The organism is Belnapia sp. (assembly GCF_059504005.1).
In genome coordinates this window covers 1-12,060 of the sequence record NZ_JCACHU010000007.1, presented here as the reverse complement: position 1 = coordinate 12,060, position 12,060 = coordinate 1, and the positions used below count along the sequence as shown (strand labels likewise).

Here is a 12,060-nt window from a genome sequence, read left to right as displayed (position 1 = left end):
CAGGTGGGCCAAAATTCATCAGCACTGCTGGGCCAGAATTCATGGACACAGCCAATGGGGGCCGCAGCAATCAACGGCGGCAAGGTATGACCATCGACGAGCGAGCAGACGACCGGGCCGAAATCCCCCGTCGGCTCGATGCTTTCCAGAACGGCCACCGGCGGCGCTAGGCGCAGGCGCTTAAAGTAGCGCTCGGGCTCATCGGTCGGGCCCTGGACCTCCGCAAGCACGAAGCACCCGTCCAGGCGGCGCAACTCCTCGGGAGAGCGCGCCCTCGGACCGGCGAGGAGGAATTGCCCATCGAGTGCCACCGGCGCAGCGCTGTCCCCAGCGACCTTCCAAACCGAGGCCCCCGATCCCGCGTGGTCTAGCACGTCGACCTCATGGTCGACGGCCGCCGCCTCGTCGGCGGCCCGGGCCCCGCCGGTGCCGTCTGGCTGAGAGTACAGCACTCCATCGACGATTCGCATCCGGTTGTCGGCCGCTGCTAGGATCAACGGGGGCAGTGATCGGTCGCCCGCTGACTCTGCTAGGAGTGTCGGGCTGGAGCGGTCCTCCCCCGCCATCCGCAAGCGTCGCGCCCGCAACTGCCCATCAACCTCCGCGACGACAAGGTCTCCGTCCGCAGGGTCGCCGAACTGGCGGAGAAGTAGTAGGTCTCCCGGCCGTGCGATTGGGGCGAGTGTATCCGCGAGGAGGCGGACCGAACCGTGTCGTACGAGGCGCACTTTTTCGCCGGAGTCTACGTTGCCCCAGGTGACGCGCCCGCCGGTTGCGGCGGCGACCCGGCCGCTGAGAACAAGCTCCCGGTCCCTTACCCGCCCGGGCGCGACCAGCCGGTTCGGCGTGGGGAACGCGACTACGCTCGACGATCCCGCCTGCCTGGGATACAGGAATTCTAGTCTTCGGGCTTGCGCGCACGCCCCTTCGAGGGTTTCGTCGAGTCTCCGCCAGACGGCGTTGACCTCTCTCGCATCATGTACCGTCAAAGAGCGGCGGTCTTCGTCGTGGTGCGAAGCGTTCAGTTTGCTGCGGAACGTCCGCTCGGTACGCAGCAGGTTGGTGACCGCAAGCACAGCGGGCGACGTGAAGAACGGGAGCGACCTCCTGGTCTCAAACTCGTTGATCAGGTGCTGGATGTCAGTCTGGTTTGATATCACGCCAAAGATCTGCAGGATGAGCGAGAGCTTCCCTTCGACGAGCATGCGGACCTCGGAGATGTACGCCTGAGCGTTTCCGGGCGTCTGGTCGCGATTGAGGGCGTCCCACGCGCGGTCGTGCGGCCCGCCGTGGAACACCCGGAGCGTCCCCTTCGCTGGGCAAATGCCATGCACGGCGCCACGGCTGCCGTCGTAGACTGACTTGAATTCATCCCGCTCGAAGAATTTCAGGTCGTGGCTGGTAATGACTAGCTGCGCCTCAGCCGGGCGCCCGTCCGTCCCTGCCGACATCTCGGCCAGCACACCAGCCCACTGCCGCTCATTGCAGTTGTCCAGGGTGGCCTGCGGATCGTCGAGGAGGAGCAGCGGCATCGGGTCGTAGCCGAGCCTAGCAACCGCCTGCCGCCTCAGTGTAAAGACGAAGGCCCAAAGAAAGGCCCTGAGCCACGAGGTGTTCGCAACCAGCGACGCGTCGACAACAGCGTCGCCCACGCGGCCCTCGACCCGCAGTGCCCCGCGCTGGGGCATTCCGGCGCCTTGCAGCGCGAGCGGCCCGCCCGCGTAGATGCGGCCGAACAGCTCGACCGTCTCAGCGCTGACCTCGGCCAGTGCTTCCCGTGCCTCCTCCTGTACGACCCGGATGAGGTCTTTGAGCGGGGTCAAGGCCTCCACAACGGCACGCCTCGCACGGTGCTCTTCCTGAAGCGTCCGCAAGGCCTCGCTGGCGGCCATTGCAGCGTCGAGCCTCTCGGTCGCCTTGTCGATGGGTGCCGCGGAGTCACTGGCGTCTTGCGCTGCCCTGAGCGCATGGAGCAGCGTGCCCACCGCCGGGGCGCTGCCGTCCGTTCCCGAGCGGCCAATGATTTCCTGGCGAACGCGCCCGAGTAACACCTTCGCCTCTGGCCAGGCCTCCGCGAGGGTGATGGCCCTCTCCGCGCGGGCGATCGCGTCGAGGGCGGCCCTCTCCTCCTCGGGCACGCCCGCGACCGCCAGGGGCGTGCCGCCGGGGCTGCGCGTCCGCGCCAGGGAACGGACCGCCTCGACGGCTGACCGCCGAGGGGTCGGCAGGATCAAGCCGAGGGGTTCGCTTGCCTCGAGGTGCCGGGCGAGTTCGTCGAGCACGTCGGCTACAGGATCCGGCGGCAACTCGACCGGGTTGCCAAGCCTGGCAAGGTCGGCAGCCAGCTCCTGCGCGATCCGGTTACAGGCTTCACCGAACGTCCTCGTGACCACCTCGCCTTCCGTCTTGAGGGCCGCGAGTTCAGCGGCGAGGGCGTCGAGGTCGGCGTCTCCAGACAGCGTCCGCCCGCAGAGCGGGCAGTCGTCCACCCCGCCCGAGTCCGGGTGGTTCTCGGCGTGCCACCGCGCGGCGGTGGCCTTTAGCCGCAGCTTGGCGTCTCGCCGCTGGCGAGCGGCGGCCTCTCGTGCGAAGGCGAGGGCTTCGCGTGCGGCGGACAGGGCCCGACGGGCAACCTCCAGGCGGGCCGGTTCGGCTAGGGCCGCGATCTGCTTCACCGCGCTCATGCTCGGCAGGGACTTCAGCAGGTTCTCACCGAGCAGGGCTGCAACCTCTCCCAAGAGCCTTTGTACCCTTGAGAGCCCGTCCGCGCGGGTCAGGTCGATGGACGGGTCGACCTCGACTCCCTGGAACAGCTGCGACTTCCTGCCGGTGAGCCCCGCTTTCGCCGCCACCAATGCGCGCGACAGGTCGCCCGGCTGGAGCCCGTTCGGGGGCGTCGGGGACGGAGGCAGGGCGTCACGCGCTGTCGTGTCGTCAAGCACCTCCTTCAGGGTTGCTTCCGCCTTGCCCGCTGCGGCCCTGATGTCCGCAGTCTTCGGGTAACCCGCGAAGTTCTTACTGCCGTGGCATAGATCGGATGCGTGCTCCCCAAGTGCCTGCAGGGGCTCCAGCCCGATGAGCTCAACCAGCACCTCGACAAGGCGCCGCTCCTCCGTGACTCGGACGTGCGCCACCCGGTTCGGGATGAGGACCGCCAGCTCCGCGTGTAGGGGGCTGACGCCGGGTGGCAAGAATGGCTGGGCCGGTGAGATGCCCCCGCGGGTCACGGTCCGTTCGGTCGTGTGTTCCAGACCTGCTTCGTCCTTAAACACGAGGCGGATCATGGCCTCTGGAACGGCAGACTGCAGGGTCTCCAAGTCCCTCGGGTAGGTTACAACGGGCGGCCATCCGTCCGCCGGGCCACCGCCGCTTGCCGTGCGGACCGGATGAGGCGAACACGCGGCGGCAGACGGGCCGTGCGCGCCGATGCGCTGGCCCGTGAGGGCGACGGTCAGCAGGCTAGCGAGCGAGGTCTTGCCCTGGCCGTTAAGGCCGTCCAGGCATAGGCTCCTGCCACCGAACTCCAGGGTGAACGACCCCGCGCCGTATGCCGTGACGCCGCCGAAGCCAGTCGCCTCGACGCGATCGAGCAGCCAGCGACTCATCGGCGTCCCGCCGTGCTCCGCTGCGTCCCCTCGACCCTCGTCCTCATCCGGCGCGTCGGGCACCGCGAAGGCGACCTTCAGCTGGGCGATGTAAGCATCGGAGAAAGGTCCACGACCGCGTTTGGGCGATGCGAGCAAGAAGCGTAGCATGCGGCGCTGCGCCGGACTGGCTAGCCGCATGCCGCGGACAGCTCCCGCTGCCAGCAGCGTTGCGACAATCTCGCCTTGAGTTCTCGGCATGCGCGGCTCGTCTCCGCGCACATGATGTGTGGGCCTTCATCTTCCCGCTACAGGATACTCCGCAGCAGAGGCGTCCAAGACTTCACTGTGGCCAAGTTGCATCGGCATGAGCGGCAGGACGCAGCGTTAAGGGTGTCCGCTTCGAAGGGAGAGCAAGCTTAGCTGGCCCCCTAGCCCGCAGATGGATCACAGCGCCGATCAAGCGAAGTGTGAGCAACATAACGTGCTCCGAAAAGCGTCCTGGCCTCGCCACACCGAAACGATCCCCGTTATCCACAGCCCTCCGCAGGTCGCCAGCCTAAATCGGAACTTCCGGCGACTCGTTCGTTCACTTTATGTTCCAGGCGACGGAGGTGAGTGGACATGGCCGGGAGCGGTCGGGCGGCATTGCTGGAAGACCTCAGGGAGCAGGTGGCGCGCATCGAGCGCCGCCCGCTGGCCCCGGGCCGTGCGGCTGTCATTCCCTTCGGTCTCCCGACCCTCGACGACGCCCTGCCTGACGGCGGCATCGCCCGGGGCGCCCTGCACGAGGTCGCCGGGTCTGGCCCCGACACCGAGCACGGCGCCGCCGCGGCCCTGCTCGCCGCCAGCGTCCTGGCCCGTGCGGCAGGGCCGGTGCTCTGGGTCTCTCCATACTTCGACCTCTTCGCCCCGGCCTTGGCCGAGGTCGGCCTCACCTCGCAGCGTGTCCTGCACGTGGAGGCGGGCCGGGACGTGCTGGCCGCCATGGAGGAGGGGCTGCGCCACCCCGGTCTCGCAGGCGTCGTCGGCGAGGTGCCCAGCCGCCTCAGCCTGACCGCTTCGCGCCGCCTGCAGCTCGCCGCGGAGGGTACGGGCGCCATCGCCTTCGCACTCCGCCGTAGCCCCCGGCACGATGACCCCGCCCTGGCCGAGCCCAGCGCAGCCGTGACGCGCTGGCGCGTCGCCTCCCTGCCGTCCGCCCCGCCGCTGCCTTGGTCGCCCGAGACACCCGGCCTCGGCCGGGCACGCTGGCAGCTCGACCTGCTGCGGGCTCGCGGCGGTGAACCCCGTTCCTGGATTGTGGAGTGTCCCGATGCGCAGGGTCGTCTCGCTCTGGCTGCCGACCTGGCCGACCGACCGGCTGCAGAGGAGCCGAGGCACCGTGTCGCCGGTTGAGGCGCCGCTGGTGACGCGCGCCCACGATGGCCGCCGCCTCGCGGTCGCGTCGGCGAACCGGGCGGCGCAGGTGCTGGGGCTCCGCCCGGGCATGCCGCTCGCCCATGCCCAGGCCATGGTGCCTGGGCTCGAGGTCGTCGCGGCGGATCCCGAGGGCGACGCCGACGCGCTTACCGACCTGGCAGCTTGGTGCCTGCGCTACTCCCCTCTGACCGCGCCCGACCCGCCGGACGGGCTCTGGATCGACGCCACCGGCTGCGCGCACCTGCATGGCGGCGAGGAGGCAATGCTCGAAGACCTCGTCGGACGCCTCGGCCGGTCCGGCATCGTCGCCCGAGCCGCCATCGCAGACACGCCCGGCGCGGCCTGGGCGATGGCACGCCACGTCAGCGCGACCATCAGCGTCGTTCTACCCGCCGGGCAAGTCGACGCCGTCGCCCTGCTGCCTGTGGCGGCGCTGCGCCTGCCCGGCGAGACAGTCGCGGGCCTGCGGCGGCTCGGGCTCGACCTTGTCGGCCAGCTGGTCTCGACGCCACGCGGCCCCTTGGCGCGGCGGTTCGGGGCTGAGACGCTGCGGCGTCTCGACCAGGCGCTCGGCCGCACCCCAGAGCCGATCACGCCGGTGGTGCCGCCTGAGGCGGTGCAGCACAGCCTGGCCTTTCCCGAGCCGCTGCTGACCGCCGAAGCGCTGCGGTTCGCCATCGACCGACTGGCGGAGACCGTTTGCACAGGGCTGGAGCGAGCTGGCCTCGGCGCGCGTCGCCTCGACTTGTTGTTTGAGCGGGTGGACGACGCAACCAAGGTCCTGCGAGCCGGAATGGCACGACCAACGCGCGACCCTCGCCATCTTGCGCGTCTCCTCGGCGAGCGGCTCGAGGAGGTGGATCCCGGCTTCGGGGTCGCCGCCATGCGCCTCGTCGTCGCCTTGGCCGAGCCACTTGCACCCACCCAGGCCACGACGTCGCTCAGCGGCGATGGCGCCGCCGAGGTGGACATCGCTTCCTTGGTCGACCGCCTCACTGCCCGTTTCGGCGCGGGGCGGGTGTTCCGTGCTGTGCCCGTCGAGAGCGACGTGCCCGAGCGCTCGGTCTGGCGCGCGCGCCCTCTCGCCGACGTCGGTCGTGCCGCCTGGCCGCCCGGCCTGCGGCGACCGGTTCGACTGATCGCGCCGCCTCAGCCGGTGCAGGTGCTGTCGGTGCTGCCCGACCAACCCCCAGCCGCATTCACCTGGCGCCGGGTGCGCCACCGCGTCCGGCGCGCCGACGGGCCTGAGCGCATTGCGGGCGAGTGGTGGCGCCGCGACGGCGAGCGCCGCGCGGTGCGCGACTACTGGGCCGTCGAGAACGAGGATGGTCGGCGCTTCTGGCTTTACCGCCGCGGCGACGGCGCCGACCCCGCGACGGGCGACCTCGCTTGGTTCCTGCACGGCATCTTCTGACCTCGACAGCAAGGAAACAGCTCCGGTGCCCAATGCCCCTTCGCCCCTGCGTCCCGCGACCTCCGAGGAAATCGCCGAGAGCCTGTCCTTCGCGCTCAGGTATGACGGAAGGAAACGTGTCCATCACGCCGACGAGGCGATGGCGCGCATCACCGCCGAACGGCTGGTGCGCCATCTCGAGCGCAGCGGCTTCGTGCTGATGAAGCTCCCGGCGGTTCCGGCACCCTCGACCAGCCCGCACCATCAGAAGCCGTGACGGCGGCCTACGCCGAGCTCCAGGTCACAACGAACTACTCCTTCCTGCGCGGCGCCAGCCACCCAGAGGAGTTGTTTGACCGGGCCGCCGCGCTTGGCCTGCCCGCGCTCGGCGTCACCGACCGGAATTCACTCGCGGGGATCGTGTCCGCGCACCGGCACTCCAAGGATTCAGGCGTGCGGCTGGTAGTCGGCTGCCGCCTCGACCTCGCGGACGGCGCCGCCGTCCTGGTCTATCCAACGGACCGCTCCGCCTACGCCCGGCTCTGTCGACTGCTGACCATCGGCAAGGGCCGCGCTGGCCACCGTGGTTGGGAGCTGTTTTGGGACGACCTCGCGGCTCATGCCGAGGGGCTGCTCGCTATCCTTGTGCCGGATCAGCCAGACGAGGAGCTTGCCGCACGCCTCCCCCGCCTTCGTGCCGACTTCGGCAGCCGCGCCCACCTCGCGCTGACGCTACGTCGCCGTTCCGGCGACGACGTGCGCCTGCGCGCGCTCGATGACATGGCGCGCGTCGCGCGCGTGGCGGCGGTCGCCACCGGCGACGTGCTATACCACGCGCCGGAGCGTCGCACCCTGCAGGACGTGGTCACCTGCATCCGCGAGGGTTGCACCATCGACGGCGCTGGGTTTCGGCGCGAGCGCTCCGCTGACCGCCACCTGAAGGCGTCGGAGGAGATGGTGCGCCTCTTCCGCCACCACCCGGAGGCGGTCGCGCGGACCCTCGACGTCGTGGCGCGGTGCCGCTTTTCCTTGGACGAACTCCGCTACCAGTACCCGGACGAGGTCGAGGATCCGTCGCTCACCCCGCAGCAGGCGCTGGAGCGGCTGGTCTGGGACGCAGCGCCGTCCCGCTATCCGGAAGGCATGCCCGACGACGTGGCGGCCCAGCTCCAGCACGAGCTGCGGCTCATCGAAGACCTGGGATACGCGCCCTACTTCCTGACCGTCCGCACCATCGTCGCCTATGCCCGCAGCAAGGATATCCTCTGCCAGGGCCGCGGTTCGGCCGCCAACTCGGCCGTCTGCTACGTGCTCGGCGTCACCTCCATCGACCCGGTGCGCTCCGGCCTGCTCTTCGAGCGCTTCGTCTCGGCTGAGCGGCGCGAGCCTCCGGACATCGACGTGGACTTCGAGGCCGAGCGGCGGGAGGAGGTGATCCAGTGGGTCTACGCCCGCTACGGTCGCGACCGCGCCGCGCTCTGCGCCACCGTGATGCGCTTCCGCGCCCGCGGGGCGGTGCGGGACGTGGGCAAGGTCATGGGCCTGCCCGAAGACGTCACCGGCGCGCTGGCCGCGCAGGTATGGGGCTGGTCCGAGGAGGGCGTGACCGAGGAGCACGCCACGGAGCTGAATCTCGACCCCACCGACCGGCGCCTGCGGCTGACCCTGGAGCTTGCGCGCGAGATCATCGGCTTCCCCCGCCAGCTCGGGACGCACCCGGGCGGCTTCGTGCTGACCCGCGACCGGCTCGACGAACTCGTCCCGGTCGCGCCTGCGGCGATGGCCGGGCGGCAGGTGGTCGAATGGGACAAGGACGACATCGACGCGCTGGGCTTCATGAAGGTGGACGTGCTCGGGCTCGGTATGTTGGGCTGCCTCCGGCGCGCCTTCGAGCTGATGGATGACCACAAGGGTCAGCAAGTCGACATGGCCTCGGTGCCGCCTGAGGATCCGGCGACCTACGCTATGATCCGGCGCGCCGACACCCTCGGCACCTTCCAGATCGAAAGCCGGGCGCAGATGGCCATGCTGCCGCGGCTGAAGCCGAGAACCTTCTACGACCTCGTCATCCAGGTCGCCATCGTCCGCCCGGGGCCAATCCAGGGCGACATGGTCCATCCCTACCTGCGGCGCCGGGAGGGAAAGGAGGACGTCTCCTACCCGAAGCTCGAATTGGAGAAGGTGCTCGGCAAGACGCTCGGCGTGCCGCTGTTCCAGGAACAGGCCATGCAGGTCGCCATCCATTGCGCCGGGTTCAGTCCGGGCGAGGCCGACCAGTTGCGACGCGCCATGGCGACCTTCAAGTTCACGGGTGGCGTCTCAGTGTTCCGGGACAAACTGATTGCGGGCATGGTGGAGCGCGGCTACGCGAGGGACTTCGCGGAGCGCACCTTCGCGCAGCTCGAGGGCTTCGGCAGCTACGGCTTCCCGGAGAGCCACGCCGCCTCTTTCGCCCTCATCGCTTACGCCAGCGCATGGGTGAAGTGCCACCAGCCCGATGTCTTCTGCGCGGCGCTGCTGAACAGCCAGCCGATGGGCTTCTACGCGCCCGCCCAGGTGGTGCGCGACGCCCGCGAGCATGGGGTCGAGGTGCGGCCGGTCTGTGCCAACGCCTCGCGCTGGGACTGCACCCTGGAGCCGACGGGCGGCCGGTGGCTGGCCGTCCGGCTCGGCCTGCGCATGATTCAAGGCTTGGCGAACGCCGACGCCGCCCGGCTTGTCGCGCACCGGGGAGGGGCGCCCTACGCGTCCGTCGAGGAGGTCTGGCGCCAAGCTGGCCTGCCCAGGGCGGCGCTCGAGCGGCTGGCCGAGGCCGACGCCTTCCGCACGCTGGGGCTCGACCGGCGGCAGGCGCTCTGGGCAGTGCGCGGCCTCGCCGACACGGCGCTGCCGCTGTTTGCCGCGGCTGAGCGCGGCGGCGCGCTGGAGCCGGAGGCCGTCGAGCCGCCCGTCGCGCTCGTGCCGATGGCGGATGGACGTGAGGTCGTGGAGGATTACCGCAGCACTGGCCTAAGCCTGCGGTGCCATCCTGTCGCCTTCCTGCGGGGTGAACTTCGCGCCCGCGGCCTGGTGGCCTGCGCGGACCTCGCCACGGCCCGCGACGGACGCTGGGTGACGGTGCCTGGCATCGTGCTGGTGCGGCAGAAGCCGGGCTCGGCCAAGGGCGTCATGTTCATCACCATCGAAGACGAGACGGGCGTGGCGAACCTCATCGTCTGGCCCTCCCTCTTCGAGCGACAGCGTCGCCTCGTCCTCTCCGCGGGTATGCTTGCCTGCCGCGGTCGGGTGCAGCGCGAGGGCGAGGTAACCCACGTCATCGCCAACCGTTTGGAGGATCTTTCCGGCCTGCTGCAGGGCGTCGAAGAGCGGGACGCCGCTGCTCCGTTGGGTCCGCTCGAACCAACGGGGCTGGGTGGCCGCCCGGCGCGCGACATCTACATTCCCGACCTACGGCTCGGGTCAGGGATCAAGGTGCCGACGCGGGATTTTCGTTGAGCGGCGGCCCGCGATGCAGCAGCGAACGGACACCATCCCGGGTCTGCCTCCGTAGGTCAGTCGCCACGCCGGGAGGCGGGGCGGTCGGCATCGGCAGCTGCGTATGGCCTAGAGCGCCACCGACCGAGCCACGCTCGGTGCCTGACCAGCCTCCGAGAACCCTGGAAGGTGTCGCCGACCGAACCGCTCGTTGTTTCGGGATAACGGATCGCTTCGTTCAGACCGCCACTGGCAACACAAAGGGACTCTTCGACGCTTAGCGATCCGGGGTGCGCCTGCCTACCTTCTCCAGCATGCCCCGCTCTCCCAACGCCGACCTCGCTCCCCTTATCAAGCTCCTGCAAGCGGGTGTCCCACCCGCCCGCGCTGCCACCGAATTCTCTCGCGTTCTGGAGATCTGGACAGCCGAACTCAAGGACGACGGCGAGCAGCTACAGGAGCGGCTATCCGGCTTGGCCGAGCAGATGACTTCGGGGATCGAGGAGATGCACGAGGGCATCGCAGAGGCGAGCGACAAAGGGAAACCCACGCTGCGGCGAATACTGGCGACGCATGAGGCGGTGCTGGACGAGGTGCGGAAAGCGCAGGGAGCCGGGTAGATACCCCGCCGCTCGATGGGAAGCCAGGGCAGCATGCTAACCTTCCCGCCGGGTCAACTTCAGCGCGGTCACGGCCGCAGATAAAGTGCCTTGCACCGTATGAGCACCCGTCGCGCCTAGCCTCTCCATATTCTCTGCCGTTATCAATTCCCAAAGGTTCGATTGCTCCAGATCGGGCTCAGGGATAGCGGTGTCCAACGGCACCAAGTCCTTGAGACCCGCCGCGACCTCGTGCCAGGCCTTTCAAAGGTCGCACCTGCCCTGCGGGTTGAGCCTGCATGGCGGCAAGGCGCCCATCGCGGCCGCCAGAGTGTCCCATGTGATTTTGAACCGCGCGGGTATGGCGAAAGACCTCATAAATGGAGCAGTGTAAGATTGATTAAGTTGGTGCAATGCTGATGAAGAGTATAGGACGATGGCTCCTTCGCCTCCTCATGATTGGCGTCGATCCACCGCCACCACCTCGGGATGAACCGCCGCTGACGCCCGCTCAGGCTGCGGAGAGGCAGAAGCGAGTGGATGCGGCCATGCAAAAGCAGATCAGCAGCTTCAGCGGCGTCTAAGACCGAAGCTAGTAAGCTGTGGACCGAATCTGCTGTGAAGACCCGAAGGGCCTTTCGCTCGCCACGGGCCGCGTGCCATGGCACAACCGGTCCTAGCGACCGGCGGCTGGAGGACAGGGAATGTTCAAGGTTGGGCAGACGGTCTACCACCGGGACGGCAAGCGCAGCGGCACGGTCCTCAAGTGCGATGGGGACACCGTCTTCATCGAGCAGGCCAACGGTGCCGAGCTCGACTTCCCGGTTGGCCAGCTCTCGGCCACGCCTCCTGCAGATGCCAAGCCGTCGAGCGCAGCCCCCGAGGGGTACGCGATGGTCGACCGAAAACTGACCGCGGCCGACGTGACGCCGGAGCACATCAGGGTGCTGGGCCTCGTCCCGGTGCGGACAGTGCAGGCGGTCGCCGCGCTGTTCGAGCGCAAGCCGGGGGCGGGCCGCTTTGGCGCTCTCGACGCCGCCGCGAAGCTCAACTTCATCGCGGAGGTCACCGCCGTGCCGTATCGCACCATGCGGGAGTACGCGGATCGACCGGGCGAGATGGGGCTGCTCATGGGCAAGGGCTTGGCCGACAGCCAGAGGCGGGCTGGGTAAGGTGCCTCCACGCCCTCGTTCGACCCCTGCCGGGTCGCTGGATGGGCTTCGTGGGTCTGCGCGGCCCACGCGGCGTGTCCATCGGGAAGACGCTTGCCCGCACGACGGCCGAAGAGGCATTCCGGCCCTCGGACGGGTACGGACGCACTATGCGCCCCCGTAGGCCCTCTCACGAGACCGACGCCGTAGCCCTGACCAGCGAGGCAATCCGGGGCGGTGCCCAGCCGCCTCGGAGACCTGATGAATGCATCTCCAGTAGCGATGGCTGTCATGTTCAGCATCACTCGCCCCTTGGGACGATGTCCGAGGGCCTCTGAGGCCACGTACCCGCAACTAGGTCTAGAATGGCGGTGAAGCTTCCCCAGACTTCCTGATTGCATGGCCCTTAACTGGCCAGGGCAGAATGCTTTCCTGCA

General features: G+C 69.1%; 7 protein-coding genes. 6 read left to right on the top strand and 1 reads right to left on the bottom strand.

The window, feature by feature from the left end; all coding sequences use genetic code 11:
* Positions 1–3,743, bottom strand: a 3,743-nt coding sequence (locus AC5JJ1_RS00765; RefSeq protein ID WP_495783205.1) for a hypothetical protein, incomplete at its 3' end; no start/stop codon positions are given.
* Between the two features lie 465 nt (positions 3,744–4,208).
* Between AC5JJ1_RS00765 and AC5JJ1_RS00760 the strand changes: the two genes are divergently transcribed.
* The 6 genes from AC5JJ1_RS00760 to AC5JJ1_RS00735 all read left to right on the top strand — a co-directional run bounded on the left by AC5JJ1_RS00760 (position 4,209) and on the right by AC5JJ1_RS00735 (position 11,644).
* Entirely contained in the window at positions 4,209–4,982 is a 774-nt protein-coding gene (locus tag AC5JJ1_RS00760; protein WP_495783204.1) for an ImuA family protein, read from the top strand.
* A complete protein-coding gene (locus AC5JJ1_RS00755; RefSeq protein ID WP_495783203.1) occupies positions 4,900–6,420 on the top strand; it encodes a Y-family DNA polymerase in 1,521 nt (506 codons plus the stop codon). The genes AC5JJ1_RS00760 and AC5JJ1_RS00755 overlap by 83 nt, the downstream gene beginning before the upstream one ends.
* 25 nt (positions 6,421–6,445) lie before the next feature.
* Positions 6,446–6,676 carry a hypothetical protein gene (locus tag AC5JJ1_RS00750; protein ID WP_495783202.1) on the top strand — a complete coding sequence of 77 codons (231 nt, stop codon included), beginning with the start codon at positions 6,446–6,448 and terminating at the stop codon, positions 6,674–6,676.
* Positions 6,673–9,894 carry an error-prone DNA polymerase gene (locus AC5JJ1_RS00745; protein ID WP_495783201.1) on the top strand — a complete coding sequence of 1,074 codons (3,222 nt, stop codon included), beginning with the start codon at positions 6,673–6,675 and terminating at the stop codon, positions 9,892–9,894. Before AC5JJ1_RS00750 ends, AC5JJ1_RS00745 begins: the two co-directional genes overlap by 4 nt.
* Positions 9,895–10,187: 293 nt before the next feature.
* Positions 10,188–10,493, top strand: a complete 306-nt coding sequence (locus AC5JJ1_RS00740) for a hypothetical protein (protein ID WP_495783200.1) — start codon at positions 10,188–10,190, stop codon at positions 10,491–10,493.
* A gap of 683 nt (positions 10,494–11,176) precedes the next feature.
* Positions 11,177–11,644 carry a hypothetical protein gene (locus AC5JJ1_RS00735; protein WP_495783199.1) on the top strand — a complete coding sequence of 156 codons (468 nt, stop codon included), beginning with the start codon at positions 11,177–11,179 and terminating at the stop codon, positions 11,642–11,644.
* The last annotated feature ends 416 nt before the right edge of the window (positions 11,645–12,060 follow it).

What these genes read in the sequence shown, in the direction of transcription:
- AC5JJ1_RS00760 (WP_495783204.1), top strand. Translation starts at nt 4,209, where the DNA reads ATGGCCGGGAGCGGTCGGGCGGCATTGCTGGAAGACCTCAGGGAGCAG.
- AC5JJ1_RS00755 (WP_495783203.1), top strand. Translation starts at nt 4,900, where the DNA reads ATGCGCAGGGTCGTCTCGCTCTGGCTGCCGACCTGGCCGACCGACCGG.
- AC5JJ1_RS00740 (WP_495783200.1), top strand. Translation starts at nt 10,188, where the DNA reads ATGCCCCGCTCTCCCAACGCCGACCTCGCTCCCCTTATCAAGCTCCTG.
- AC5JJ1_RS00735 (WP_495783199.1), top strand. Translation starts at nt 11,177, where the DNA reads ATGTTCAAGGTTGGGCAGACGGTCTACCACCGGGACGGCAAGCGCAGC.